The sequence below is a fragment of the Antarcticimicrobium luteum genome (genome assembly GCF_004358185.1).
Lineage (GTDB): Bacteria > Pseudomonadota > Alphaproteobacteria > Rhodobacterales > Rhodobacteraceae > Antarcticimicrobium > Antarcticimicrobium luteum.
The window spans coordinates 14,545-39,039 of the sequence record NZ_SMUV01000060.1; the positions used below are offsets into that span (position 1 = coordinate 14,545).

Annotated in this window: 26 protein-coding genes; 17 read left to right on the top strand and 9 right to left on the bottom strand. The window is 66.4% G+C overall.

Annotated features, from left to right (window positions below; translation table 11 throughout):
- Window positions 1-77: 77 nt before the first annotated feature.
- From E1832_RS07965 to E1832_RS07985, 5 genes are all read left to right on the top strand, one after another.
- A complete protein-coding gene (locus E1832_RS07965) occupies window positions 78-1,058 on the top strand; it encodes a TRAP transporter substrate-binding protein (protein ID WP_245513900.1) in 981 nt (326 codons plus the stop codon).
- Between the two features lie 64 nt (window positions 1,059-1,122).
- Window positions 1,123-1,674, top strand: coding sequence for a TRAP transporter small permease (locus tag E1832_RS07970; RefSeq protein ID WP_133359212.1), 552 nt, complete (start codon window positions 1,123-1,125; stop codon window positions 1,672-1,674).
- A 1-nt stretch (window position 1,675) separates the two neighbouring features.
- Entirely contained in the window at window positions 1,676-2,980 is a 1,305-nt protein-coding gene (locus E1832_RS07975; protein ID WP_133359213.1) for a TRAP transporter large permease, read from the top strand.
- Window positions 2,977-3,504, top strand: coding sequence for a winged helix DNA-binding protein (locus tag E1832_RS07980; RefSeq protein ID WP_133359214.1), 528 nt, complete (start codon window positions 2,977-2,979; stop codon window positions 3,502-3,504). The genes E1832_RS07975 and E1832_RS07980 overlap by 4 nt, the downstream gene beginning before the upstream one ends.
- Window positions 3,501-4,433 carry a hypothetical protein gene (locus tag E1832_RS07985; protein WP_133359215.1) on the top strand — a complete coding sequence of 311 codons (933 nt, stop codon included), beginning with the start codon at window positions 3,501-3,503 and terminating at the stop codon, window positions 4,431-4,433. Before E1832_RS07980 ends, E1832_RS07985 begins: the two co-directional genes overlap by 4 nt.
- A gap of 130 nt (window positions 4,434-4,563) precedes the next feature.
- Here E1832_RS07985 and ilvD read toward each other — a convergent pair whose 3' ends face one another.
- Window positions 4,564-6,423 carry a dihydroxy-acid dehydratase gene (gene ilvD, locus E1832_RS07990; RefSeq protein ID WP_133359216.1) on the bottom strand — a complete coding sequence of 620 codons (1,860 nt, stop codon included), beginning with the start codon at window positions 6,421-6,423 and terminating at the stop codon, window positions 4,564-4,566.
- A 101-nt stretch (window positions 6,424-6,524) separates the two neighbouring features.
- Between ilvD and E1832_RS07995 the strand changes: the two genes are divergently transcribed.
- From E1832_RS07995 to tig, 3 genes are all read left to right on the top strand, one after another.
- Entirely contained in the window at window positions 6,525-7,463 is a 939-nt protein-coding gene (locus E1832_RS07995; RefSeq protein ID WP_133359217.1) for a LysR family transcriptional regulator, read from the top strand.
- A gap of 184 nt (window positions 7,464-7,647) precedes the next feature.
- Window positions 7,648-8,757, top strand: a complete 1,110-nt coding sequence (locus E1832_RS08000; protein ID WP_133359218.1) for a porin — start codon at window positions 7,648-7,650, stop codon at window positions 8,755-8,757.
- Window positions 8,758-8,959: 202 nt separating this feature from the next.
- Window positions 8,960-10,294, top strand: a complete 1,335-nt coding sequence (gene tig / locus E1832_RS08005) for a trigger factor (protein WP_133359219.1) — start codon at window positions 8,960-8,962, stop codon at window positions 10,292-10,294.
- A 154-nt stretch (window positions 10,295-10,448) separates the two neighbouring features.
- Here tig and E1832_RS08010 read toward each other — a convergent pair whose 3' ends face one another.
- The 7 genes from E1832_RS08010 to rpsF all read right to left on the bottom strand — a co-directional run bounded on the left by E1832_RS08010 (window position 10,449) and on the right by rpsF (window position 14,769).
- On the bottom strand, window positions 10,449-11,375 hold the full coding sequence (locus E1832_RS08010) for an acyl-homoserine-lactone synthase (protein ID WP_133359220.1): 927 nt from the start codon (window positions 11,373-11,375) through the stop codon (window positions 10,449-10,451).
- A gap of 144 nt (window positions 11,376-11,519) precedes the next feature.
- Window positions 11,520-12,221 carry an autoinducer binding domain-containing protein gene (locus E1832_RS08015; RefSeq protein WP_133359221.1) on the bottom strand — a complete coding sequence of 234 codons (702 nt, stop codon included), beginning with the start codon at window positions 12,219-12,221 and terminating at the stop codon, window positions 11,520-11,522.
- A 35-nt stretch (window positions 12,222-12,256) separates the two neighbouring features.
- Window positions 12,257-12,655: a helix-turn-helix domain-containing protein gene (locus E1832_RS08020; RefSeq protein WP_133359222.1), complete on the bottom strand. Its 399-nt coding sequence runs from the start codon at window positions 12,653-12,655 to the stop codon at window positions 12,257-12,259.
- A 193-nt stretch (window positions 12,656-12,848) separates the two neighbouring features.
- Complete coding sequence (locus E1832_RS08025; RefSeq protein ID WP_133359223.1) at window positions 12,849-13,355, bottom strand: lytic transglycosylase domain-containing protein; 507 nt, start codon at window positions 13,353-13,355, stop codon at window positions 12,849-12,851.
- 164 nt (window positions 13,356-13,519) lie between these two features.
- Window positions 13,520-14,134, bottom strand: coding sequence for a 50S ribosomal protein L9 (rplI, locus tag E1832_RS08030; RefSeq protein WP_133359224.1), 615 nt, complete (start codon window positions 14,132-14,134; stop codon window positions 13,520-13,522).
- A 12-nt stretch (window positions 14,135-14,146) separates the two neighbouring features.
- Entirely contained in the window at window positions 14,147-14,374 is a 228-nt protein-coding gene (gene rpsR / locus E1832_RS08035) for a 30S ribosomal protein S18 (protein ID WP_008328567.1), read from the bottom strand.
- A 26-nt stretch (window positions 14,375-14,400) separates the two neighbouring features.
- Entirely contained in the window at window positions 14,401-14,769 is a 369-nt protein-coding gene (gene rpsF / locus E1832_RS08040) for a 30S ribosomal protein S6 (RefSeq protein WP_133359225.1), read from the bottom strand.
- A gap of 275 nt (window positions 14,770-15,044) precedes the next feature.
- Between rpsF and E1832_RS08045 the strand changes: the two genes are divergently transcribed.
- Window positions 15,045-15,554, top strand: a complete 510-nt coding sequence (locus tag E1832_RS08045) for a hypothetical protein (protein ID WP_133359226.1) — start codon at window positions 15,045-15,047, stop codon at window positions 15,552-15,554.
- A 121-nt stretch (window positions 15,555-15,675) separates the two neighbouring features.
- Entirely contained in the window at window positions 15,676-16,251 is a 576-nt protein-coding gene (locus tag E1832_RS08050) for a YceI family protein (protein ID WP_133359227.1), read from the top strand.
- Between the two features lie 109 nt (window positions 16,252-16,360).
- On the opposite strand, the gene E1832_RS08055 is transcribed toward E1832_RS08050, so the two are convergent.
- Window positions 16,361-17,596, bottom strand: a complete 1,236-nt coding sequence (locus E1832_RS08055; RefSeq protein WP_133359228.1) for a cytochrome b/b6 domain-containing protein — start codon at window positions 17,594-17,596, stop codon at window positions 16,361-16,363.
- Between the two features lie 141 nt (window positions 17,597-17,737).
- Between E1832_RS08055 and fabD the strand changes: the two genes are divergently transcribed.
- From fabD to E1832_RS08090, 7 genes are all read left to right on the top strand, one after another.
- A complete protein-coding gene (gene fabD / locus E1832_RS08060) occupies window positions 17,738-18,679 on the top strand; it encodes an ACP S-malonyltransferase (RefSeq protein WP_133359229.1) in 942 nt (313 codons plus the stop codon).
- Between the two features lie 72 nt (window positions 18,680-18,751).
- Window positions 18,752-19,489, top strand: a complete 738-nt coding sequence (fabG, locus tag E1832_RS08065; protein WP_133359230.1) for a 3-oxoacyl-ACP reductase FabG — start codon at window positions 18,752-18,754, stop codon at window positions 19,487-19,489.
- A 213-nt stretch (window positions 19,490-19,702) separates the two neighbouring features.
- Window positions 19,703-19,936, top strand: coding sequence for an acyl carrier protein (locus tag E1832_RS08070; RefSeq protein ID WP_108788894.1), 234 nt, complete (start codon window positions 19,703-19,705; stop codon window positions 19,934-19,936).
- A 189-nt stretch (window positions 19,937-20,125) separates the two neighbouring features.
- Window positions 20,126-21,391 carry a beta-ketoacyl-ACP synthase II gene (fabF, locus tag E1832_RS08075; protein ID WP_133359231.1) on the top strand — a complete coding sequence of 422 codons (1,266 nt, stop codon included), beginning with the start codon at window positions 20,126-20,128 and terminating at the stop codon, window positions 21,389-21,391.
- A complete protein-coding gene (gene mltG, locus E1832_RS08080) occupies window positions 21,391-22,551 on the top strand; it encodes an endolytic transglycosylase MltG (RefSeq protein ID WP_133359232.1) in 1,161 nt (386 codons plus the stop codon). The genes fabF and mltG overlap by 1 nt, the downstream gene beginning before the upstream one ends.
- A gap of 217 nt (window positions 22,552-22,768) precedes the next feature.
- Window positions 22,769-23,113 carry a hypothetical protein gene (locus tag E1832_RS08085; protein ID WP_133359233.1) on the top strand — a complete coding sequence of 115 codons (345 nt, stop codon included), beginning with the start codon at window positions 22,769-22,771 and terminating at the stop codon, window positions 23,111-23,113.
- Window positions 23,022-24,392 carry a DNA-packaging protein gene (locus E1832_RS08090; RefSeq protein ID WP_133359234.1) on the top strand — a complete coding sequence of 457 codons (1,371 nt, stop codon included), beginning with the start codon at window positions 23,022-23,024 and terminating at the stop codon, window positions 24,390-24,392. Before E1832_RS08085 ends, E1832_RS08090 begins: the two co-directional genes overlap by 92 nt.
- Window positions 24,393-24,495: the final 103 nt, after the last annotated feature.

Sequence of the window (24,495 nt, forward strand, 5' to 3'; positions counted from 1 at the left end):
GCTATCCCGTAACCGGGCCAAGGGCGGCAGCCCGGGAGTGTCGAGACGCCGCCCGCCAGACCACAGGGAAAACAACGATGACCATCAGTCTTTTCCGCAGCCTGCCGGGCGCGCTTGTCGCCGCGGTCCTCGCGCTGCCCGCCGCCGCCGCCAACTGGGATATGCCGACCCCCTATGGCGACAGCGTGTTTCATACCCAGAACATCCAGCAATTCGCCACCGATGTGGCCAGCGCCACCGGCGGCGCGCTGGAGATCACCGTGCATTCGGCCGGATCGCTCTATGCCCACCCCGAGATCAAGGATTCCGTGCGCCGCGGGCTGGCCCCGATCGGCGAGGTGCTGATGTCGCGGCTGGCCAACGAGGATCCGGTCTTTGCTGTCGATTCGATCCCGTTCCTGGCATCAAGCTATGCGGAGGCCCGGGCGCTGTGGGACGCGTCGCGCCCGCTGGTGGAGCAGAAGCTGGCGGCGCAGGGGCTGACGCTGCTGTTTGCGGTGCCGTGGCCGGGACAGAGCATCTATACCAAGGCGCCGATCGACTCGACCGAGGCGCTGCAGGGGGCGTCGTTCCGCGCCTATAACGCGGCGACCGAGCGGCTGGCGCAGCTGATGGGGGCAGTGCCGACGCAGGTCGAAACCGGCGACATTCCGACCGCCTTTGCCACCGGCCGGGTCGCCGCGATGATCACCTCGCCCTCCACCGGCGTGTCCAGCCAGGCCTGGGATTTCACCTCGGACTACACCGACACGCAAGCCTGGCTGCCCAAGAACATGGTGATCGTGAACACCAAGGCGTTCGAGGCCCTGCCGGAGGATCAGCGCGCCGCGATCCGCGAAGCCGCCTCGGTGGCAGAGACCCGGGGCTGGGAGATGTCGGCCAAGGAGACCGACGCGAAGATGGCGACGCTGAAAGAGAACGGCATGACCGTCGCGGCGCCCTCCGAGACGCTGAAGGCGCAGCTGGCTGGCATCGGCAAGACCATGACCGAAGAATGGCTCGAGAAGGCCGGCGAGGAAGGCCAAAAGGTCATCGGCGATTATCAGTCGAACATGTGATCGCGCGGGCGGGGCCGTCCGGCCCCGCCCCCTTCTTACTTGATATTCATTCCGGAGGGCCGCGATGCGCCGGACGCTCGACCGTCTTTACGAGGCCGCGTTATGGCTGGCCGCCGTCACCTTTGCCCTGATCGCGGTGCTGGTGCTGCTGCAGATCGTCGGGCGGCTGATCGACCGCGCCGCGCGGGCGCTGGCCCTGCCGCCGCTGGGCTGGACGATCCCGTCGCTGGCGGAATTCGGCGCCTTTCTCTTTACCGGGGCTGTGTTCCTCGGCCTGGCCGGCACATTGCAGGCCGGCAGTCATGTGCGGGTGAAGCTGCTGGTTCAGGCGCTGCCGGGCCGGCCGGCGCGCTGGCTGAGCGTCGCGGTCTGCGCGGCGGCGGCGGCGCTGGCCGGTTTCGCCGCCTGGTCGAGCGCGCTTCAGGCGCTGGACAGCCTTGAATTCGGATCGGTCAGCTACGGGACCATTCCGATCCCGCTGGCCATCCCGCAGGGGGTGATGACCGCCGGTCTCGGGCTGTTCTGCCTGGCGTTGACCGACGCCATGGCGACGCTTGCCCGAGGCGGCGAGCCGGCGCATCAGGCCGCCGAAACCCGAACCGAGACCGGAGAGTAACATGGAGATCGCCACACTCGCACCGCTGCTGCTGGTCGTGCTTTTCGGCGCGCTGGCCACCGGTCTCTGGGTCGGCTTCGCGCTGATCGCGGTCGGGCTGGTCGCCATGCTGGCCGCTGCCCCGGCACCGGCGTCGCTGGTGTTCGCCACCAAGGTCTGGGGGGGATTGACGGTCTGGGATCTGACCGCGCTGCCGATGTTCATCTGGATGGGCGAGATTCTGGTACGCTCGCGGCTGTCCTCGGACATGTTCTCGGGGCTGGCGCCGTTTACCGCGCGGCTGCCGGGCCGGCTGCTGCATGTCAACGTGCTGGGCTGTGCGCTGTTCGCGGCGGTCTCGGGCTCGTCGGCGGCGACCACGGCCACCATCGGGCGGATGTCGCTGCCCGAGCTCAGGGCGCGCGGCTATGACGACCGGATGGCGATCGGCACCCTGGCGGGGTCGGGCACCTTCGGCTTTCTGATCCCGCCGTCGATCATCCTGATCGTCTACGGCGCGGCGACCGAGCAGTCGATCGCCCGTCTGTTCCTGGCCGGCGTGCTGCCAGGGCTGATGCTGGCGACGCTGTTTGCCGGCTACATCATGATCTGGGCGACGCTGAACCGGGACAAGATGCCCCCGGCCGAGCCCCCGGTCGGCCGGCGCGAGGCGATCCGGGCGGCGAGCCGCCTGCTGCCGGTGGTGGGGCTGATCATGGCGGTGATCGGGTCGATCTATCTGGGCATCGCCAGCCCGACCGAGGCGGCGGTGATCGGGGTGACCGGCGCGGTGATCCTGGCGGGCGCCACCGGCGCGCTGAGCTGGGGCGGGTTCTTCGAGGCGCTGCGGGCGGCGACGGTGACCACCTGCATGATCGCCTTCATCCTCGCCGGCGCCGCCTTTCTGACCGTGGCGATGGGCTATACCGGCATTCCGCGTGAACTGGCGCGGGCGATCGGCGCGATGGGGCTGTCGCCCTATGCGCTGCTGGCGATGCTGACGGTATTCTTTATCGTCATGGGGATGTTCCTTGACGGCATCTCGATCGTGGTGCTGACCGTCTCGATCATCCTGCCGATGGTGACCGCCGCGGGGATCGACCCGATCTGGTTCGGGGTGTTTCTGGTGCTGGTGGTGGAGATGAGCCAGATCACCCCGCCGGTCGGATTCAACCTTTTTGTCATCCAGACCATCACCGGGCGCGACATCTTTGCGGTGGCGCGCTATGCGGCGCCGTTCTTTGCGCTGCTGGTGCTGGCGGTGGCGCTGTTGTCGCTGTTTCCGGGGATCGCGCTCTGGCTGCCCGGCACGATGTTGTCGCGATGAGCGGGCCGGATCATTCCCGCCGCATCGGCCCGGTCGTCAGCTCGGCGCACCTGGCCGCCTCCGGGCTGCCCGAGCTCTCTGAGGTCGAGTATGCGCTGACCATGGCCAACCATGCGTTCCAGCGCTGGATCACCCGCTGCATGGATGCCTCCGGCGCGCCCGGGATGGCGCCGCTCGAGGTGCTGATCCTGCATCTGGTCAATCACCGCGACCGGTCCAAGACGCTCGCCGATATCCGGCTGGTCCTGCATATCGAGGACGCCCATCTGGTCAGCTACGCGGTGCGCAAGCTGTCCGAACGCGGGCTGGTGCACACCGCGCGCAAGGGCAAGGAGAAGACTGTCGAGATCACCGCCGAGGGGGCCGCGCTCTGCGCCCGCTACGCCGAGGTGCGCGAGGCGCTGCTGGTCGAGCTGGCCCGCGAGACCGGCTTCGCCCCCGACGAGATGTCGCGGCTGGCGGCGCTGCTGCGGACGATCTCGGGCAGTTACGACCATGCCGCCCGGGCGGCGACGACGCTGTGAGCCTGCTGGCGGCGGCGGCGGCGCAGGGGCGCTGGCTGCTCATAGGGGGGCTGGCGCTGGGCATTCTGCTGCCGGGGCTTGCCACCCGGCTGGCCCCGACGATCGTGCCGGTGCTGGCGGTCATGCTTTGTATAGCGGCGCTGCGCGAGGGGCCGCGGGCGGCGCTGCCGCGCCGGACCGAGGCGCCCCGCGTGCTGGCCATCACGCTGATCCTGCAATGCCTGCTGCCGCTGGCGGCGGGCGGTCTGCTGTTCTGGGCCGGGCTACTGTCCGCGCCGCTGGCCACCGGGGTGGTTCTGGCGCTGGCCGCCGCACCCATCACCGGTGCGCCGGGGCTGGCGGTGATGTCGGGCGCGGATGCCGGCGCGGCGCTGCGTCAGCTGACCGTCGGCACCGCGCTGCTGCCGCTGACCGCGGCGCCTGTCTTTGCCCTGCTGCCGGTTTTTCCCGATCCCTGGGCCATCGCCGCCGGGGCGCTGCGGCTGCTGGCGCTGGTGGGGCTGGCGGCGGGCCTCGCCGTGGCGTTGCGGGCCCTGATCCCGGCACTGACGCGCCCGGCGGCGCGCCCGGCCATGGACGGGCTGATGGCGCTGGCCATGGCGCTGGTGGTCATCGGGCTGATGTCGGCGATCGGACCGGCGGCGCGCGAGGCGCCGGGGCGGTTGCTGCTGGTGCTGGCGCTGGCCACTGCGCTGCATCTGGGCCAGACGATGGGGAGCTGGTACGCGGCGCGGCCCGCCATGCCGGGGGCGGAGGCGCGCGCGGTCGCCATCGTCGCGGGCAACCGAAATCTGGCGCTGTTCCTGGCGGCGGTGCCGCCCGAGACCGCCGGCGCGCTCATGGTCTTCGTGGGCTGTTATCAGATCCCGATGTATCTGACGCCGATGGTGCTGCCGCGCTTGACCGGGGCGCCGCGCGCCGGGGGCTGAACAGGGGCCTGAACCGTGCCCTGAACCGGGGGCGGGCGCAGCGATCCCGCGTTTCGAAAAAAAACGCCCGCGCCGGGCGACCGGGCGGGCGCTTTTGTGTCAAGGGGCGGGGCGGCCCGCCCGCGGCGGATCAGCCGCGCTGTTTCGCCGATTGCACCTGGCTCACGTCGCGCACCGCGCCGCGCGCGGCCGAGGTGGTCAGCGCCGCATAGGCCTGCAGCGCGCCCGAGACCTTGCGCTTGCGCTGCTCGTCCGGCTGCCAGCCCTTTTCGTCGCGCGCGGCGCGGCGGTCGGCCAGCACCGCGTCGTCCACGGCCAGGTGGATCTTGCGGTTCGGAATGTCGATCTCGATCAGATCACCCTCTTCCACCAGTCCGATGGCGCCGCCCTCGGCCGCCTCGGGCGAGACATGGCCGATCGACAGCCCCGAGGAGCCGCCGGAGAAGCGCCCGTCTGTCACCAGCGCGCAGTCTTTGCCCAGCCCCTTCGACTTCAGGTAGGAGGTCGGGTAGAGCATTTCCTGCATGCCCGGGCCGCCGCGCGGACCCTCGTAGCGGATCAGCACGATGTCGCCCTTGTGCACCTTGCCGGTCAGGATGGCCGAGACTGCGCTGTCCTGACTTTCAAAGATCCGCGCCGGGCCGGAGAAGGTGAGGATCGACTCGTCGACGCCGGCCGTCTTCACGATGCAGCCATCCTCGGCGAGGTTGCCATAGAGCACCGCCAACCCGCCGTCCTTGGAAAAGGCATGGTCGGCATCGCGGATCACGCCGCCGGCGCGATCGAGGTCCAGCGTGTCATAACGGCGCGACTGCGAAAAGGCGACCTCGGTCCGCACGCCGCCGGGGGCGGCGCGGAAGAAGTCGTGCACGGTTTCCGAATTGGTCCGCGCCACGTCCCAGCGGTCGAGCGCATGGGCGAGGCTCTCGGCATGGACCGAGCCGACCGAGGTGTCCAGCAGCCCGGCGCGATCAAGCTCACCCAGGATCGCCATGATGCCCCCCGCACGGTGGACGTCCTCCATATGCACGTCGTTCTTGGCCGGCGCGACCTTGCACAGGACCGGTACGTGGCGCGACAGCCGGTCGATGCGGGCCATGTCGAAATCGACCTCGCCCTCATGCGCGGCGGCCAGCAGGTGCAGCACGGTATTGGTCGAGCCGCCCATGGCGATGTCCAGCGTCATCGCGTTGTCAAAGGCCGCAACCGTGGCGATGGAGCGCGGCAGAACCGATGCGTCGTCCTGCTCGTAATAGCGCCGCGCCAGGTCGACGATCAGGTGGCCGGCCTCGATGAACAGGCGCTGTCGGTCGCCGTGGGTGGCCAGCGCCGAGCCGTTGCCCGGCAGCGACAGGCCCAGCGCCTCGGTCAGGCAGTTCATCGAGTTGGCGGTGAACATGCCCGAGCACGACCCGCAGGTCGGGCAGGCGGCCTGTTCGATGGCCTCGACCTGTTCGTCGGAATAGCTGTCGTCGGCCGCCGCGACCATCGCGTCGACCAGATCCAGCGCGGTTTCCTTGCCGTCCCAGACCACCTTGCCGGCCTCCATCGGGCCGCCGGAGACAAAGACGCAGGGAATGTTCAGCCGCATCGCGGCCATCAGCATGCCCGGCGTGATCTTGTCGCAGTTCGAGATGCAGACCATGGCGTCGGCGCAATGGGCGTTGACCATGTATTCGACGCTGTCGGCGATGATCTCGCGCGAGGGCAGCGAATAGAGCATGCCGTCATGGCCCATGGCGATGCCGTCATCGACCGCGATGGTGTTGAATTCCTTGGCCACGCCGCCGGCCTTTTCGACCTCGCGCGCGACCATCTGGCCCAGATCCTTCAGGTGCACGTGACCGGGTACGAACTGGGTGAAACTGTTGACGATGGCGATGATCGGCTTGCCGAAATCGCCATCCTTCATGCCTGTGGCGCGCCACAGGCCGCGGGCACCCGCCATGTTGCGGCCGTGGGTACTGGTCCTCGAACGATATCTGGGCATCGAACCCTCCCTGAATGACTGTCCGGCGCAATCTATCCACCTCCCAACGAAGAGTGAAATATATTATTGTGCCTCCATTGGGTCATTGGGAATATGAAAGAATGGATGTTCGTCACCTCAGGCATTTCGTCGCCGTGGCCGAGACGCTACATTTCGGGCGCGCCGCCGTCCGGCTGGGCATGACACAGCCGCCGCTGAGCCAGTCGATCCGCGCGCTGGAGCGCGCGTTGGGGGCGCCGCTGTTCGAACGCACCCGGCGCAGCGTGGCGCTGACGCCCTTCGGCGCGCAGTGGCTGCCGCATGTGCGCGAGGCCCTCGACGGGGTGGCCGCCCTCGGCGACATCGCCGAGCGGATTCGCAAGGGGCACGCCGGGCGGCTTGAGCTGTCCTTTGTCAGCACCGCCGACTACAGCCTTCTGCCGACGCTGGTGCACGGGTTCCGCCAGCTTTATCCCGAGGTCGAGCTGGCCCTGACCGAGGCGACCAGCGATATGCAGATCGCGGCGCTGACCGAAGGCCATGGCCATGTCGGCATCGTCATCCCCGATGCCCGCACGCCGCTGCCGGCGCTCTTCGCCTATCGCAGGCTGGTCTGCGAGCCGCTGATCGCCGCGGTTCCAGAAAGCTGGATTGCCGAGGGGCGCCTGAGAACGATCGACGGCCAGCTGCCGCCCGATGCGGTGATCTCCTCGCCGCTGGTGGTGTTTCCGCGCCAGGCGGCGCCGTCGTTCTATGACCTGGTCACCGGCTATTACGCGGCCTGCGGCGGCACCGCCCATGTGGTGCAGAACGCGATCCAGATGCAGACCATCATCAGCCTGGTCTCGGCGGGGATGGGGATCGCGCTGGTCCCCGCCTCGCTGCGCCATCTGGCGCGCTCGGGGGTGCGTTATCTGGACCTGGCGGGCGCGGCGCCGCAGCTGGAGACCGGGATCATCTGGCGGCGCGAGGACCGGACCCCGACGCTGGCCAATTTCCTGACCATGGTCGAAACCGTGACAGGGCACGCCGCGCCGCCGCCGGAGGGGAACAGCCGCTGAAATCGCCGGGCCTGGCGCGGCCCTTTGCGGCCGGGCGCGCCCGATCATCCGCCGCGGCAGGGTGTCGGTACGTCACGTCAAATCCGCGTGATCCCGGTCTTGTATGGGGCAGGAGAAGGGTTAGGTGCGGCGCTCAGAGAAGAGGGCCTATGCGACATCGTCTTGGAACAGGAGACCACCCTAAATGACCGAAATTCTTCGCGCGACAGCCGCCGCAGCCCTTATGGCCGCCGGTGCGGTCGGCCCGGCACTGGCTGGCCCGACCTATGAGAACGCCTCGGGCGGCAGCTTTACCTTCTATGGTCAGTTCAACCCGTCCTACCTGTCGGTCGACGACGGCGTGAACAGCCACAACGAGATCGTCGACAACGTGAACTCGAACAGCCGTGTGGGTTTTTACCTGCGCCAGCCCGTTGGCGCGTCGAAATTCCAGTTCCGCTTTGAAACCGGCTTTGGTTTCAAATCGTCGAGCGCGGTTGGCCAGACCAGCACGCCCAAGAACGTCAACTGGGACCGCACTGATCTGCGGCATGTGGATTTCAGCCTGTCCGGGGCCTACGGCACGATTTCGGCCGGTCAGGGCAGCATGGCCAGCGACGGGATCGGCACCTCAGATCTGTCTGGCACGACGGTGGTGATGGGCGAGTCGATCGTCTACGCGGGCGGCGGCTATCAGCTGACCACCAGCGCCGGCGCTCTCTCGGGCATCAAGCTCAGTGATGCCTTTGCCAGCTTTGACGGCGGCCGCAAAGGGCGCATCCGATACGACTCGCCGGACTGGAACGGGTTCGTCCTGTCGACCTCCTACGGCACCGAGGTGCTGAAAGCGGGCGTTGACGACGATTACTACGATGTCACGCTGCGCTATGGCAAAGACTTCGGCGATCTGAAACTGGAAAGCGCGCTGGGCGTGGCCTGGACCGACAAGGCGACCGGCACCGACACCCGCGATACCGTCGCCTCGGTCGCGCTGGAACATACCTCCGGCCTGAATGGCGTTCTGTCCTATGGCGCGCGGGACACCTCGGGCGATTACTATTACGCCAAGCTCGGCTACAAGATGAACGTTCTGTCGATCGGCGCGACGGCGGTGTCGGCGGACTACTACAGCGGCGATGACCTGGTCAGCGCCGGCTCGGACTCCGAATCCTGGGGCGTGGGCGTGGTGCAGAAGATCGACGCCTACAACGTCGAGGCCTACGCCAGCTATCGCGACCTGAGCTTCTCGGACACCTCGGGCACCACCTACAACGATGCCAGCGCCGTGTTGTTCGGCGCGCGCTGGAAATTCTGATCCGGCCATTGTCGCTGGCCATTGTCGCCGGCCGGGGGGCCCGTCGCGGATCGCGGCGGGCCCTTTGTTTTGGCCGTTTCGCCGCCGGTTTTGCCGCCCGGGCTCGCAATCGCCCTTGCGCAGCCGGGCGGGGGCAAATAGAAGGCCACAAATTTGCTGCGCGCGCGGCTTTCGTGCGCCTTCGACTCTATGGGGAATACTGATGCAGGTCACCGAAACGCTGAACGAGGGTCTGAAACGCGCCTACAAGCTTATGCTGACGGCGCAGGAGCTGGACGACAAGGTCAACGAGAAACTGGCCGAAGCCCAGCCCGAGATCGAGATGAAGGGCTTTCGCAAGGGCAAGGTGCCGATGGCGCTGCTGAAAAAGCAGTTCGGCCCGCGCCTGATGGGCGAGGCGATGCAGGAAACCATCGACGGCGCCATGAACAAGCATTTCGAGGACAGCGGCGACCGCCCGGCGCTCCAGCCCGAGGTCAAGATGACCAACGAGGACTGGAAAGAGGGCGACGACGTTCATGTCGAGATGGCCTATGAAAAGCTGCCCGAGATCCCCGAGGTCGACCTGGCCTCGATCAGCCTGGAGCGCATGGTCGTCAAGGCCGACGACGCCGCCGTCGACGAGGCGCTGGCCAGCCTGGCCGAGACCGCGCAGGATTTCAAAGACCGCAAGAAGGGCTCCAAGGCCAAAGACGGCGACCAGGTGGTGTTCGACTTCCTCGGCAAGGTCGATGGCGAACCCTTCGAGGGCGGCTCGGCCGAGGACTATCCGCTGGTGCTGGGCTCTGGCCAGTTCATCCCCGGGTTCGAAGAGCAGCTGGCCGGCGTCAAGGCCGGTGAGGAAAAGGACGTCACCGTCACTTTCCCCGAGGAATACCAGGCCGAGCATCTGGCCGGCAAAGAGGCTGTGTTCTCCTGCACCATCAAAGAGGTGAAGGAACCCGTCGCGGCCGAGATCGACGACGAGCTGGCCAAGAAATTCGGCGCCGAGGATCTCGCCGCGCTGAAGGGGCAGATCGGCGAGCGTCTGGAGGCTGAATATGCCGGTGCCGCCCGCGCCGTGCTCAAGCGTGGTCTGCTGGACAAGCTGGACGAGATGGTCAAGTTCGACCTGCCGCCGAGCCTGGTCGAGGCCGAGGCCAAGCAGATCGCGCATCAGCTGTGGCACGAGGAGCACCCGGAGGTGCACGACCACAACCACGACGGAATCGAGCCGACCGAAGAGCACACCAAACTGGCCGAGCGCCGGGTGCGTCTGGGCCTGCTTCTGGCCGAACTGGGCCAGAAGGCCGAAGTGCAGGTCACCGATGCCGAGATGACCCAGGCGATCATGAACCAGGCCCGCCAGTACCCGGGCCAGGAACGCCAGTTCTTTGAATTCGTGCAGCAGAACCAGCAGATGCAACAGCAGCTGCGCGCGCCGATCTTCGAGGACAAGGTCGTCGATTACGTTTGCGAACTGGCTCAGGTCAGCGAGAAAGAGATCTCCAAGGACGAGCTGCAAAAGGCCGTTGAAGAGATGGAAAACGACGACTGATCCGTTTCACCAAGGTGAAATGCAGCGGGCCGCCCAGTGGGCGGCCCGTATTCGTTTCCGGGATGGGCGCGCGGCGCCGCGCCGCAGCCGGCGCAAACGAACGGGCCGCCCCGAATCCCCCGGGACGGCCCATCTTCCCGAGGCCTGGCCAAGCCTAGTTGACGCTGGCCAGGCTCATCTGCCGTGAGTGGCGGGGGGAGGGGTGAAGCACACTGTCGAGTTCGGCCGCCGAGGCCGTGCCGAACCGGTCCGCGAGCATCTCGATCAGGGCCAGGGCGGCGTCGACATCCGCCTGGTCCCGTGCCCCGTGGAGTTGCTCATAACAGTATTGCTGAAGCGTCGCCCTGAGCGCGGCGGGAGCGGCCGCGTCGCTGCCTGCCGCCGCCTGCGGGAACAGGTGGCTGACCCCGGCCGGGGCCTCCTTCTGTTTCCGGTTGCGGTTGAACAGCGCCAGCGCCTCGTCCTCGGACAGGAACACGTCATGGTCGATCCCGGCAAAGGCGCGGATGGCGTCAATACGCGCATCCGAGCAGTCCATAAGCGCCGCCATCGCCGTCACCTTGCCCATCGGCTTGGGGGTGCCGAGATAGTCATAGGGCGCGTTGGCCGAGCGTTTCATCACCCGGTTCATCACCGGATCGATCACCGCCACGGCGTCCAGCACCCCGGCCTCGCGGGCATATTCAAAGGCACCGAGCATCACCTCGGACGTGACATAAGAGATCGAGTTGCGGGTCTTGCCGCCGGCCAGCTTTCTGGTGTCGACGCAAAACCGCGTCGCTTCCCAGATCTGCGAACTGCGCAGCGGCGGTTCCCCATCGAGAAGGGTGTGAAACACGTCGGCCAGCATGTGCGGGCCGGTGGTCTGCAACAGTCGCATGCAGCCGACGACATCGCCGTCCTCGTCCAGACACACCACGTGTGCCGGGTCGAGATCGTCGAAGGCGTCGATCTCCTTGCCGTTGCGGACCGTGACCTCCCAGCCGAGCCGGTCCTGAAAGACCCGAGCGCGGAGCTTGTACATTTCGTCCAGGATCTTTCCGAACCTGTGTCGATTGAGTGCGTCGATTACGATAATCATGGTCATCCCCTACCAGCCGTGATGTTCACATATCGTTATCCACGATAGCGGTAATCGCCATTAGGGGTTTCCCGTAGTCGCGCGACGCGGACGGCCGTAGGAGGAATGGCATTGGTCGGAAGACAGGCGGGTGCCTTCGGCCGATCAGCTGGGATGGATCAGCCCGAGGCCGATGGCGCGGCCGACCGCCTGCGCGGTGGTCAGCGCGCTGAGCTTCTGGCGACCCGATCGCAGGTGCACCTCGACCGTGCGATGCGAGATCGACAGGATATCGCCGATGTCCTGCTGGCTCTTGCCGGCGGCGACCCATTGCAGGATCTGCAATTCGCGTGCGGATAGAGCGGGACGCTGCAGCGCCTTGTGCAACACACCCGAGCGCATCACGTTGTCATGCATGTGGACGGCGGCGAACTGCAGGTCGCCGACGACCTTTTTCTTCAGCAGGTTCCACTCGTGCGCGTCGCAATTCCGGGTGACGCTGAGCAGGCCGCATTCGCCGTAGGGGCCCCGTATCGGCACGGTCAGACCGCAGTTGGTGATGCCGAAGTCGCGCGCGTCGTTGAACACGGATTTGAAATGCGGGTGTTCGGTGAACCGGCCCCAGTCCACCGGCGCGATGCTGCGGGCGGACTGATAGAGGGTCGGGTCGACCCGGTGCATGCCGCGCTTGGCATAGTGCAGTTTCCACCTGTCGGGATAATTGGCGTAACCCTGCACGTCGCCGGTGATCGGATGCGTTGTGGCGTAAGAGGCGTATTCGAATTCGAGCGACTCGCAGAGGGTGTCCAGGAATGACATGAAATTGTCATCCGTATTGGGAACCGTGCTGAGATCGATCAGATTCACCTTCGGGTCTCCTCGGGGCCGGCCGCTGCTCCGCGTCAGGTTGCCATGCGCAGGTCTTGCGGCGGTGCCTCGGCCATGGACCTGACAATAGCCATGACCGCGCTGCGTTGCGAGCGGGGCAGTTGATGAAACAGCTCCATCATCTGGATTGCTTCCTGATCGGACAGGAAATTGAAACGTTCGCCCGGCTTCTCGTTAAGTCCCGCCTGCGCCGTTGCCGAGCGGATGCCTTCGAAGAAATACTCGATATCGACCCCCAGCTTTTCCGCCACTGCCCACAGCCGCGACGCACTGACCCGGTTCGCACCGGTTTCGTATTTCTGAATCTGTTGAAATCTGACGCCAATCGCCTCGCCCAGTTCGGATTGGCTAATTCCCAGAGCGTAACGCCTTGCCCGGATACGACTACCTACCAATACGTCAATTTCGTTCATACATCACCTTCGGTTCCTGATACCATGTCCGGACCGGTGCAAAGCGCACGCGCAGTCCGGGAAACTGACGAGGCGGCACCACTTGAAAAAACTATAGGAAGTTTTGCCGCAAATCCGCCAGTGAGGCAAACGCAATCACCTGAAAGTTGTGTAATTCCCGCTGCCGTCGCACCTTGGCGCGATGGAATCCGGATCAGATCAGCCCGGTCTCTTTCAACAGGCCGCGCCGCTTGGCCTCGTAATAATAGCCACGGGCGTACCAGCCGACCGCCTTGTCGAAACTGCCATCGGACACCAGCCAGGCGCCGCGCAGGTACTTCACGGCGTATTTCAGATTGGTCTCGGCATCCAGCAACCCGTTGGGACGACCGCTGTACCCCATGCCGCGCGCGGTCTTGGGGTGGATCTGCATCAGCCCGTAGTAGGGGCCGTTGCGGGCCGAGGGGCGGTGGGTGCTTTCGCGGATCACCACCCGCTGCACCAGCGCGCGGGGCACGTCGTAATGGTCGGCCCATTTGTTGATCTGGCGGCGCAACTCGGGGGTTTCATTGGGATAGAGCGTCGGCTCGCCGGGCGCGTTCCGGCTGGACCTGTGCACCCGACCGCCGCAGGCGGCGAGCAACAGTGGTGCGGAGAGCAGCAACAGGGCGCGGCGGCGCGACAGGGCGGGCGGCGTCGGTGGGCTCGGGCGTGTGGTCATCGGGCACCTTCAGATTGGACCCGCTCAGTTTAGCCGATCCGAAAGTCGGCAAGAAGCCCGCGGTCCGGAATGGGCGGCGGATTGCCGGGGCGGGAGGGCGCGGCGCCACGAAAAAGGGCCGCGCGAGTATCGCACGGCCCCGATCTGCTTGACCCTTGTGCGGGTCAGGAGGCGCTTTCGTCCTCGTCCGATGCGGCCGGGGCCATATCGTCGTCGTCCGATGCGGCGCCGCCGATGTCGTCGAACAGTTCGGAGATCTCGAAATCGGCCTGTGCCTCTTCCTCGGCCGCCAGTTCCTGGATCGACTTGCCCGACGCCTGAAGCTCGGCCTCTTCGGGCGAGCGGGCGACGTTCAGCGCGATCGTGACCATGACCTCGGGGTGCAGGTGCACCTCGACCTCATGCACGCCCAGCGATTTGATCGGCTGGCGGATGATGATCTGCTTGCGATCGACCGAAAAGCCTTCCTCGGTTGCCACGTCGGCGGCGTCCCGGGTGGTGACCGAGCCGTAGAGGTTGCCGCCGTCGGAGGCCTGGCGAATCACTACGAATTGCTGGCCGCCGAGTTTGTCGGCCAGCGCCTCGGATTCTTTTTTGGTTTCGAGGTTGCGCGCTTCGAACTGGGCTTTCTGCTGTTCGAAAGAGGCGATGTTCTCTTTCGACGCAGTCAGCGCCTTGCCCTGCAGCAGCAGGTAGTTGCGGGCAAAGCCGGGCTTGACGTCGACGACGTCGCCCATCTGGCCCAGCTTGGCCACGCGTTCCAGAAGGATAACTTGCATCTGCTTATCTCCTTACTTCACGGCGTAGGGCAGCAGGGCGAGAAAGCGCGCGCGCTTGATGGCGCGGGCCAGTTCACGCTGCTTTTTCGCCGAGACGGCGGTGATGCGCGAGGGCACGATCTTGCCGCGTTCGCTGATATAGCGCTGCAGCAGCTTGGTGTCCTTGTAGTCGATCTTGGGTGCATTGTCGCCCGAGAAGGGGCAGACCTTGCGGCGGCGGAAAAACGGTTTTGCAGCCATGGTTTAGCGTCCTTTCTTCGGGTTGATCAGCGACGTTCGCGGCGGTCGCCACGGTCGCCGCGCTCACGATCGTCGCGTTTCTGCATCTGGACCGAGGGGCCTTCCTCGTGGCCGTCGACCTTGATGGTCAGGACGCGCATCACGTCGTCGTGCAGACGCATCAGGCGTTCCATTTCCTGCACGGCGTCGGTCGGCGCGTCGGTGCGCAGGAAGGCATAGTGGCCCTTGCGGTTCTTGTTGATCTTGTAGGCCATCGTCTTGACGCCCCAGTACTCGCTATCGACGAGTTTGCCGCCGTTGTCGGCGAGGACGGTGCCGAAATGTTCGACGAGGCTTTCGGCCTGCGCGCTGGAAAGATCCTGGCGCGCGATCATGACATGCTCATAGAGGGGCATGTAGACTCCTGTTTCTGTCAAGGCGCATTTCATAGGTGGGGCCATTTCCCTTCGCGGCCCCGCCACGAGAGACTGCGCGGTTCGGATAAAAAGGTGCGAAAGGATGGCCCCATATACACGTCTGAGCCCTGCGGGCAAGCCCGCATCGGCACAGGCGCGCCGCAAAGGCGGCTGCCCGGCGATTTTCACGCCCCCGCCGCATTGCTGACGCAATTCGGACCCGAAATGGCCCTTGGGGACGATGCGCCAGAAAGACGCTGCTGAATATGGCAAAGATGGATTTCGCTGGGCTCGGGCCGGCAGGGCCGGCGCCCTATATCGGGGACGGAACCCCACTGCTGATCGCGTTCGGGCCACGGTACCCGGTGGTCCTGACGGTTTTCCGCGCGGTGGGCGTGTTCCTGATCCTGACCGCGTCGGCCATGTGGTTCCTGCCCGGAAGCCGGTCGGACGCTGACCTCGTGCTGCTGAAACTCGGCGCCTCGCTGTTCTTTCTGCTCTGCGGGCTGGCGCTGGTGATGATCCATCATTCCGACAATATGCCCGAGGTCTGTTTCGACCCGATCCGGCGGGAACTGCGGGTTCTGGTCAAGGCCGCCGACGGTCTGCCGCATGTCGTGCTGCGCCGGGGCTACGACAGCCTGGGCCGGGTGCGGTTCCACAAAAAACGGGTCGAATTGTACGATTTCGACGGCCGGCTGCTGCTTGGCCTGCGTCTGTCCGATCCGGCCCGGCGCGCGGCGTTACGGTCGCAGCTGCGCCAACTGGTTCCGATTTGCATGTAAATCGGCACCTCTGTTCACCAGGCAACAGCCCCTGTGGGTTTTTACGACCTTGTTTGCACCTGCTGCACAATCAAATTGTGCTGCATCTGCAAACCCGAAAAACCACATGGAGATTAATGGGATGAAGACCGCTCTGTTCGCCGCTGCGATGCTGGCAACCACGGCAACCGCGGCATTTGCTGCGCCGCAAAAATACCTGCTGGACCCGAGCCACAGCCAGATCGTGTTCAGCTATAACCATCTGGGTTATTCCACCGGCTATGGCATGTTCTCGGGCTTTTCCGGTGAAATCATGTTCGACCAGGAAGATCCGGCAAGCTCCAGCGTTGCCGTGTCGATGCCGGTGACCTCGATGCTGACCGGCTGGCAGGCGCGGTTCGAGCATTTCATGTCGCCCGATTTCTTCGGCGCCGACGATAGCGAGATGGTCAGCTTCACCTCCACCGGCATCGAGGTGACAGGCGACCAAACCGCGCTGATCACCGGTGATCTGACCCTGAACGGGGTGACAAAATCGGTGGTCCTGGATGCGGTCCTGAACCAGGTGGCCGATCACCCGATGGAGGGCAAGCCCTGGGCCGGGTTCAGCGCCACCACGCTTCTGAAGCGCACCGATTTTGACCTGGGCATGTTCGCGCCCTATGTCAGCGATGAGGTGTCCGTCCTGCTGTCCATCGAGGCGATGAAGGCCGACTGATACCGGGTGTATCGATAACCAGTTGCCTTTTTAGAGTTGGTAAATGGTTGCCGCCGGACCCAGACGGGCCCGGCGGCTTTTTCTTGTCCGTGGCCATTGTGGCGGGGCGTCAGGTCGACGGGGCGGGGCTGCGCGTGGCGATGAGGGTGACAGACACCGCAACGCCATGGCCGAGGCTGGCCTCCTCCGCCATGCCCTGACCGATGCCGAAGGCCAGCCGGTCGAGGCTGAGCGCGCCCTCCATCTGCGCGGTGTCGCCGTCAATCTCCAGCGCGAAGGGCAAGGCGACCGCCACCTCCACGCCCCGCAGGCTGAGCGGGCCGCGCGCGGCATAACCGGTCTCGGTCCTGACGATCTCGCCCCGGAACACGGCGCGGGGAAACCGCTCGGCGTCGAAGAAATCGGCGCCCATCGCCTGGGAGGTGACCGAGCCGAGGGCGAGCGAGGGGATCGAAATCTGCACCTCGACGCTGCCGGCGGGGCCGGGGGTGTCGCGCGGCTCGAAGGTGATCGCGGCGGTCCAGTCCCCGAAGTGGCCGGAAACCGGTTTGCCCATCTGCTGCACGGTGATCTCCAGCGCGCCATCACGCACCTGCCAATCCGAGGCCAGCCGTTCCAGCGCCGGGCCACGCGGGGCCTGCGCGGCGGGCGAGAGCAGCCCGGCGGCGCCCCCAAGCCCGAGCGCGCCGATCCAGACCAGCGCGGCCAGCACCGGCGGCAGGGCGCTGTGGCGTGCTTTGCCCGGCTGCGGGCCGGCGCCGAATCCCGGCAGCATCCGTTGCAGGGTGAAATCGCGGTCGATCACGAAATGCTTGAGCGCGCCGGCCACATGCGCCAGCAGCGCGGCGACCAGAACCAGCATGGCGATAAAGTGCAGCCCGCCGGAGATTTCGGCCAGCGCCGGGCTTTTCGGGACGAACGGCAGCGACTGGCCGAACGGCCAGAGGATGGGGGCAAACCCGGTGGTGGCGGCATGATGTACCCAGCCCGACAGCGGCACCAGCACCAGCGCGCCATAGAGCAGCCAGTGCGCCAGCTCGGCCGCCGTGGCCTCTGGCCGGTTTTCGGCATTGAGCAGCCCGGGTTTGGCTTGGGTCATCGCCCAGAGGATGCGGGCGAGGGCGACAAAGAACACCGCCACGCCGACGGTCTTGTGCAGCGAGAACAGCAGGCCGGCGCGGGCGACATCGGCATCGGTGGCGCCGCTTGCCGGATCTGTGGCCGCATGGGCAAGTGTGCTGGCGATCCAGCCGAGCGGCAGGGCGGTCAGGATCAGCAGCGCGGTCAGCCAGTGAAATGTTTTGCTGACCGCGCCATAGCTGCGGTCTGTATTCGCAAGGGGCATTGGGGCTCTCCTGAGTGATTTGTCTTCAGGTTATGTTGCGGCGCGGCGGCGGCAACGGGCAGCAGGGCACAGACCCGGCGCGCCATTGCACAGAGCGGCGCGGCGGTCTATTCGGGACGCAAAGGCAAGCAGGAGGACGGCATGAGCCGCGCATTCGTATTCCCCGGACAGGGGGCGCAGACCATCGGCATGGGCCAGGCGCTGGCCGAGGCCTATCCGGCCGCCAGGGCGGTGTTCGACGAGGTCGACGCGGCGCTGGGTGAAAAGCTGAGCGCGCTGATCTGGGAGGGCGATATCGAGACCCTGACCCTGACCCGGAACGCGCAGCCGGCGCTGATGGCGACCTCGCTGGCCGCGATGCGGGCACTGGAGACCGAGGGGGTGGGACTCGATACCGCCGCCTCCTTTGTCGCGGGGCACTCGCTGGGCGAATATTCCGCGCTTTGCGCTGCGGGCGCGATCAGTGTTTCCGATACCGCGCGGCTGCTGCGCACCCGTGGCCAGGCGATGCAATCGGCGGTGCCGGTGGGCGAAGGCGCGATGGCGGCGATCCTCGGCCTCGATCTGGAGGCGGTGCGCGCGGTAGCCTCAGAGGCCGCCCAGGGCGATGTCTGCCAGGCCGCCAATGACAACGATCCGACACAGGTGGTGGTCTCTGGCGCCAGGGCGGCGGTGGAACGCGCCGCCGAGATCGCCAAGGCAAAGGGCGCCAAGCGCGCCATCATGCTGCCGGTGAGCGCGCCGTTCCATTGCGCGCTGATGCAGCCGGCCGCCGATGTCATGGCCGAGGCGCTGGCGGGGGTGGAGATCAAGGCGCCCGCGGTGCCGGTCATCGCCAATGTGCGCGCCGAGGCGGTGAGCGATCCGGACACGATCCGGGCGCTGCTGGTGGAGCAGGTCACCGGCGCGGTGCGCTGGCGCGAGAGCGTGCAGTACATGTCCGCGCAGGGGGTGACCGAGGCCTGGGAGATCGGCGCCGGCAAGGCGTTGTCGGGGATGATCCGCAAGATCGACCGCGAGATCGCCTGCAAGGCGGTGGGTACGCCGGAGGATGTGAAGGCCGTTGTGGAAGCTATGGTGTGAGATCGAAACTCTTTTGAAGAGTTTCGGCAAATGTCCTCGAAAGACATTTGAGTTAACCGAGAGGGACAGAGCATGTTTGATTTGACGGGAAAGACAGCGCTGATCACCGGCGCTTCGGGCGGCATCGGCGGGGCGATCGCCAAGGCGCTGCATGGCGCGGGCGCGACCGTGGGTCTGTCGGGCACCCGGACCGAACCGCTGGAGGCGCTGGCCGCCGAGCTGGGTGAGCGCGCCCATGTGCTGCCGTGCAACCTGAGCGATGCCGAGGCGGTCGCGGAACTGCCGAAACAGGCGGCCGAGGCGATGGGCGGGGTCGATATCCTGGTCAACAACGCCGGGATCACCCGCGATAACCTGTTCATGCGGATGTCGGACGAGGAATGGCAGCAGGTGCTGGACGTCAACCTCACCGCCACCTTCAAGCTGTGCAAAGGCGTGCTGCGCGGCATGATGAAGGCGCGCTGGGGCCGGATCGTCAACATCTCTTCGGTCGTCGGGGCCACCGGCAATCCCGGCCAGGGCAACTATGCCGCCTCGAAGGCCGGTGTGATCGGCATGTCCAAATCGCTGGCCTACGAGGTGGCGAGCCGGGGAATCACCGTCAACGCCGTGGCGCCCGGTTTTATCGCCACCGCGATGACCGACAAGCTCACCGACGAGCAGAAGTCCAAGATCAACGCTCAGATCCCCGCCGGTCGCATGGGCCAGCCGGACGAGATCGCTGCCGCGGTTCTGTATCTTGCCAGTCCCGAGGCCGCTTATGTGACCGGCGCGACCTTGCATGTGAATGGCGGGATGGCCATGCTATAGACGGGCTTTCGACGCGAGTTGAAAGCGTTTGCCATTGCGCCGGACTATGCTATAGGCGGCGCATATTCGAGGGGCAGCGGCCATACACGGCCGGGGCCTGCCTGACCCCGGGCCACCGGGACCGAGCCGCCCGGACCGGGCAAAACCAAGCCACCCCGAGCGGGCAAGGGCATAATCTGGGGCCAGTGGCCTCAAACGGAATGAGGAAGAGACATGAGCGACGTCGCAGATCGCGTGAAAAAGATCGTTGTGGAGCATCTGGGTGTTGAAGAGGACAAGGTGACCGAAAGCGCCTCGTTCATCGACGATCTGGGGGCCGACAGCCTGGACACCGTTGAGCTGGTCATGGCCTTCGAGGAAGAGTTCGGCATCGAGATCCCCGACGACGCCGCCGAGACCATCCAGACCTTTGGCGACGCGGTGAAGTTCATCACCGAAGCTTCCTGATCCGCTGAAGAGTATCAGATACGGATCGTCAGATTTTGAAACGGCGCTGCCCCTAGGGTCGGCGCCGTTTTCCGTTTCCGGGCCCGCTGGCGGGGCGGAAGCCGCCGAACCGATGCCGTTTCGCTTGCCCCCATGGGCTGCGGCGGGGTAAGAGCGGTTCTCGAACGAAGTGAGGCAAGAGGGCTGTTCATGCGCAGAGTCGTTGTAACCGGAATGGGATTGGTGACGCCCTTGGCCTGCGGGGTTGAGGAAACCTGGACGCGGCTTTTGGAGGGGCAGTCCGGCGCCGGTCCGATCACCCGTTTCGACGCGGCGGCGAGTGGCGTCACCACGACCTATGCCTGCGAGGTGCCTCTGGGCGACGGCAGCGACGGCACCTTCAACCCCGACGACTGGCTGGCGCCGAAGGAACGGCGCAAGGTCGACGATTTCATCCTTTTCGGCATCGCCGCCGCCGATATGGCGGTGCGCGATTCCGGCTGGATGCCGGAGGACGAGGAAAGCCGCGAGCGCACCGGCGTGATGATCGGGTCGGGCATCGGCGGGCTGAATTCGATCGCCGATACCGCCGTGCTGATCAAGGAGCGCGGGCCGCGGCGGGTGTCGCCGTTTTTCATCCCCGGTGCGCTGATCAATCTGATCTCGGGCCAGGTCAGCATCCGCTTTGGTTTCAAGGGGCCAAACCACGCGGTGGTGACCGCCTGTTCGACCGGCGCCCATGCCATCGGCGATGCCAGCCGGCTGATCAAGTACGGCGATGCCGATGTGATGGTCGCTGGCGGCGCCGAAGCGGCGATCAGCGAGATCGGCATCGCAGGGTTCAACGCCTGCAAGGCGCTGAGCACGAAATACGGTGACGATCCGCAGGCCGCCAGCCGTCCCTATGACAAGGGCCGCGACGGCTTTGTCATGGGCGAGGGGGCCGGCGTTGTCGTGCTGGAGGAATACGAGCACGCCAAGGCCCGCGGCGCCAAAATCTATGCCGAGGTTCTGGGCTATGGCATGTCGGGCGATGCCTATCACATCACCGCGCCGTCCGAGGATGGCGCCGGGGCCGAACGCTCGATGCGGGCGGCGTTGAAACATGCCGGGATCGAGCCGGGGGACGTGGATTACATCAACGCGCACGGCACCTCCACCATGGCCGACACCATCGAACTGGGCGCTGTGGAGCGGCTGCTGGGCAACGCGGCGGCGCGGGTGACGATGTCGTCCACCAAGTCGATGACCGGGCACCTGCTGGGCGCGGCGGGCGCGATCGAGGCGATCTTTTCGATCCTGGCGATCCGCGACCAGGTGGCGCCGCCGACCATCAACCTGGACGATCCGGCAATCGATTCGCCGGTCGACCTTGCGCCCAACCAGAAGCGTGAGCGCGAGATCAACGTGGCGTTGTCGAACAGCTTTGGGTTCGGCGGCACCAATGCGAGCGTCGTGTTCGGAAAGCTTCGGTAATGTGGCGTAGCCTTGCCTCTAACATGCTGACAATCCTTGCGATTGTCCTGTTTCTTGTGGCCGGCGTGATCCTCTGGGGGCAGCGGCAATACACCACCGAGGGGCCGCTGGCCGAGGCGATCTGCCTGCGGGTCGAGAGCGGCTCGAACATGACCCGGGTCAGCCGCGATCTGGAAAGCCAGGGTGCGATCGGCAGCGGCACGATCTTTCGGATCGGTGCGCGCTACAGTGAAAAGACCGGACAATTGAAGGCGGGCAGCTTTCTGCTGCGCGAACATGCCACGATGGAGGAGATCGTCGATCAGATCACCCGCGGCGGAGCCAGCACCTGCGGCACCGAGATCGTCTATCGGATCGGCGTGACCCGGACCCAGGTGGAGGTGCGGGAGCTGGATCCGGCGACGCGCGCCTTTGTCGAGCGGGCCGATTTCGATCTGAAATCCGGGGAGTTTCCGGAGGCTTTTGTACAGACCCGCGCCAAGGCGGACACAAGGTTCCGCATCGCGGTGGCCGAGGGCGTGACAAGCTGGCAGGTGGTCGATGCGCTGAACGCCATCGAGGTGCTGAGCGGCGAGGCCGGTCCGCGGCCGCCCGAGGGCATGCTGGCGCCGCACAGCTATGAGGTGACGCGCGGCATGGAGCGCGGCGCGCTGCTGGCCGAGATGCGGGCGTTGCAGGAAGAGCGCATCGCCGAGACCTGGGCGAAGCGGCGCGAGGGGCTGCCCTTTGGCACGCCGGAGGAGATGCTGATCCTGGCCTCGATCATCGAGAAGGAGACCGGGGTGCCGGAAGAGCGCGGGCAGGTGGCCAGCGTGTTCATCAACCGGCTGGAGCGCGGCATGCGGCTTCAGACCGACCCGACGGTGATCTATGGTCTGACCAAGGGCGAGGGCGTGCTGGGCCGCGGGCTGCGGCAGAGCGAGTTGCGCAAGGTCACCCCCTGGAACACCTATGTGATCGACGCGCTGCCGCCGACGCCGATTGCCAATCCGGGGCTTGCAAGCCTGGAGGCGGCAGTTGACCCGGAGGCGACGGATTACGTGTTCTTCGTCGCCGACGGCAGCGGCGGACATGCCTTTGCCGCAACGCTGGAAGAGCATAACCGCAACGTCGTCAAGTGGCGCCGGATCGAGGCGGACCGGCAGAACAGCGGCGACTGACCTGCCGGTTCCGGACCGGGCGACAATCAGGAATTTGTTAAGAGGACCGCACGCTTAGCCTGCGGTTCTCTGTGCATGCGGCTTGACAGAGCGCACGGTTTCCTGTATAAGTTGTGTCACGCTAGAAGAACTGAATGAACGGCCGCGGGGCATCCCGTCGGCCGTTTTTTCGTTCTCTTGTGCGGGGGTCACGCACGCATGAGGTCAAAGAGCACAGATGATTTTGATTGCCCCGGAGGAGCGGATTTCGGATGCCGCCGCACTGCTTGGTTCGTTGAAGCGGTCGGTGCAGGAGCTGAGGCAGATCGCCGAGGCCCTGAAACGGGAGATCGAGGCCGGGGGGGACGCCAATGTGGCGGCGCGCAGCAGGGATCTTGAACGCGCGGGACAGGTGATCCGGTCCTGCCAGAAAGTGGAGGAATGTTTTGTCCAAGAGCAACATCGCAAAGCGGGAATTGCGCAAGGGGGATATGCCCTCGATCTTGAGGCTGCCCGGGCTGAGGTCGGGTGCCGCCTGGCTCGCCTCCGGGCCTGCTGCCGTGAGGGAGAGCTTCCTCGATGAGATCGGGGAGGGGGGGCTTTGCGCCCTCCCGTTCCTGTTCGAGTTCTGGGCGCTGCCGCACCAGTTGCCGCCCGAGGGGGACTGGCGCGCCTGGGCGATCCTGGGCGGGCGCGGCGCGGGCAAGACGCGGGCCGGCGCCGAATGGGTGCGGGCGCAGGTCGAGGGGGCGCGGCCGATGGACCGGGGGCGGTGCCGGCGGGTGGCGCTGCTGGGCGAGACCTATGACCAGGTGCGCGACGTGATGATCCGGGGCGACAGCGGCATCCTTGCCTGCTCGCCGCCCGACCGGCGGCCGGTGTGGAGGGCAAGCGAGCGGCGGCTGGTCTGGCCCAACGGCGCCGAGGCGCAGGCGTTCTCGGCGCAGGATCCCGACGGGTTGCGCGGGCCGCAGTTCGATGCGGCCTGGGCCGATGAGCTGGCCAAATGGCCGAAGGCGCAGGACAGCTGGGACATGTTGCAGTTCGCGCTGCGGCTGGGGGATCTTCCGCAGGTCTGCGTGACCACCACGCCGCGCAACCAGGGGGTGCTCAAGGCGCTGCTGGGGGCGCCGTCGACGGTGGTGACGCAGGCGCCGACCGAGGCGAACCGGGCCAATCTGGCGGCGTCGTTCCTGGAGGAGGTGCGGGCGCGCTATGCGGGAACGCGGCTGGGTCGGCAGGAGCTGGACGGGGTGTTGATGGCCGACGCGGAGGGAGCGCTGTGGACCGGGGAGATGCTGGAGGCGGCCCGGGCCGGGACCGCGCCGGCGCTGGATCGCGTGGTCGTGGCGCTGGACCCGGCGGTGACCTCGGGGGCGGATGCGGATGCCTGTGGAATCGTGGTGGCAGGGGCGCAGTTGCAGGGGCCGCCGCAGGACTGGCGGGTCTGGGTGCTGGCCGACCGGACGGTGCAGGGGGTGGGACCGGCGGGTTGGGCGCGCGCGGCGATCGCGGCGATGGAGGAGTTCGACGCCGAGCGGCTGGTGGCCGAGGTGAACCAGGGCGGTCAGCTGGTCGAGGAGGTGCTGCGCCAGGTCGATCCGCTGGTGCCGGTGCGGGCGGTGCGGGCGACGCGGGGCAAGACCGCGCGGGCCGAGCCGGTGGCGGCCCTGTACGAGCAGGGGCGGGTGCGGCATTTGCCGGGGCTGGCGGCGCTGGAGGATCAGATGGCGCTGATGACGGCGCGGGGGTTCGAGGGGGCCGGCTCGCCCGACCGGGTCGATGCGTTGGTCTGGGCGCTGCATGAGCTGGTCATCGCGCCGGCGGCGCAGTGGCGGCGGCCGCGGCTGCGGGTGTTGTGAGGGAGGGAAGCTCGCGCTGCGCCCACGCCCCCCCTTGTCATCCCCGATTTCGCGGGGATGACAAGGGGGGCGTTCCTCCCCATCGCGGTTTGCCCCGCAGAGC

Bases quoted from the DNA above. Each gene is read 5' to 3' on its own strand.
- E1832_RS08055 (WP_133359228.1), bottom strand. From the start codon at position 17,596: ATGCCCCTTGCGAATACAGACCGCAGCTATGGCGCGGTCAGCAAAACA.
- fabF (WP_133359231.1), top strand. From the start codon at position 20,126: ATGCGCAGAGTCGTTGTAACCGGAATGGGATTGGTGACGCCCTTGGCC.
- E1832_RS07965 (WP_245513900.1), top strand. From the start codon at position 78: ATGACCATCAGTCTTTTCCGCAGCCTGCCGGGCGCGCTTGTCGCCGCG.
- E1832_RS08090 (WP_133359234.1), top strand. From the start codon at position 23,022: ATGCCCTCGATCTTGAGGCTGCCCGGGCTGAGGTCGGGTGCCGCCTGG.
- E1832_RS07980 (WP_133359214.1), top strand. From the start codon at position 2,977: ATGAGCGGGCCGGATCATTCCCGCCGCATCGGCCCGGTCGTCAGCTCG.
- fabD (WP_133359229.1), top strand. From the start codon at position 17,738: ATGAGCCGCGCATTCGTATTCCCCGGACAGGGGGCGCAGACCATCGGC.
- E1832_RS08070 (WP_108788894.1), top strand. From the start codon at position 19,703: ATGAGCGACGTCGCAGATCGCGTGAAAAAGATCGTTGTGGAGCATCTG.
- fabG (WP_133359230.1), top strand. From the start codon at position 18,752: ATGTTTGATTTGACGGGAAAGACAGCGCTGATCACCGGCGCTTCGGGC.
- E1832_RS08025 (WP_133359223.1), bottom strand. From the start codon at position 13,355: ATGACCACACGCCCGAGCCCACCGACGCCGCCCGCCCTGTCGCGCCGC.
- E1832_RS08020 (WP_133359222.1), bottom strand. From the start codon at position 12,655: ATGAACGAAATTGACGTATTGGTAGGTAGTCGTATCCGGGCAAGGCGT.
- E1832_RS07970 (WP_133359212.1), top strand. From the start codon at position 1,123: ATGCGCCGGACGCTCGACCGTCTTTACGAGGCCGCGTTATGGCTGGCC.
- tig (WP_133359219.1), top strand. From the start codon at position 8,960: ATGCAGGTCACCGAAACGCTGAACGAGGGTCTGAAACGCGCCTACAAG.
- E1832_RS08000 (WP_133359218.1), top strand. From the start codon at position 7,648: ATGACCGAAATTCTTCGCGCGACAGCCGCCGCAGCCCTTATGGCCGCC.
- mltG (WP_133359232.1), top strand. From the start codon at position 21,391: ATGTGGCGTAGCCTTGCCTCTAACATGCTGACAATCCTTGCGATTGTC.
- E1832_RS08045 (WP_133359226.1), top strand. From the start codon at position 15,045: ATGGATTTCGCTGGGCTCGGGCCGGCAGGGCCGGCGCCCTATATCGGG.
- E1832_RS07975 (WP_133359213.1), top strand. From the start codon at position 1,676: ATGGAGATCGCCACACTCGCACCGCTGCTGCTGGTCGTGCTTTTCGGC.
- E1832_RS08050 (WP_133359227.1), top strand. From the start codon at position 15,676: ATGAAGACCGCTCTGTTCGCCGCTGCGATGCTGGCAACCACGGCAACC.
- rpsF (WP_133359225.1), bottom strand. From the start codon at position 14,769: ATGCCCCTCTATGAGCATGTCATGATCGCGCGCCAGGATCTTTCCAGC.
- E1832_RS08085 (WP_133359233.1), top strand. From the start codon at position 22,769: ATGATTTTGATTGCCCCGGAGGAGCGGATTTCGGATGCCGCCGCACTG.
- ilvD (WP_133359216.1), bottom strand. From the start codon at position 6,423: ATGCCCAGATATCGTTCGAGGACCAGTACCCACGGCCGCAACATGGCG.
- E1832_RS08010 (WP_133359220.1), bottom strand. From the start codon at position 11,375: ATGATTATCGTAATCGACGCACTCAATCGACACAGGTTCGGAAAGATC.
- E1832_RS07995 (WP_133359217.1), top strand. From the start codon at position 6,525: ATGGATGTTCGTCACCTCAGGCATTTCGTCGCCGTGGCCGAGACGCTA.
- rpsR (WP_008328567.1), bottom strand. From the start codon at position 14,374: ATGGCTGCAAAACCGTTTTTCCGCCGCCGCAAGGTCTGCCCCTTCTCG.
- rplI (WP_133359224.1), bottom strand. From the start codon at position 14,134: ATGCAAGTTATCCTTCTGGAACGCGTGGCCAAGCTGGGCCAGATGGGC.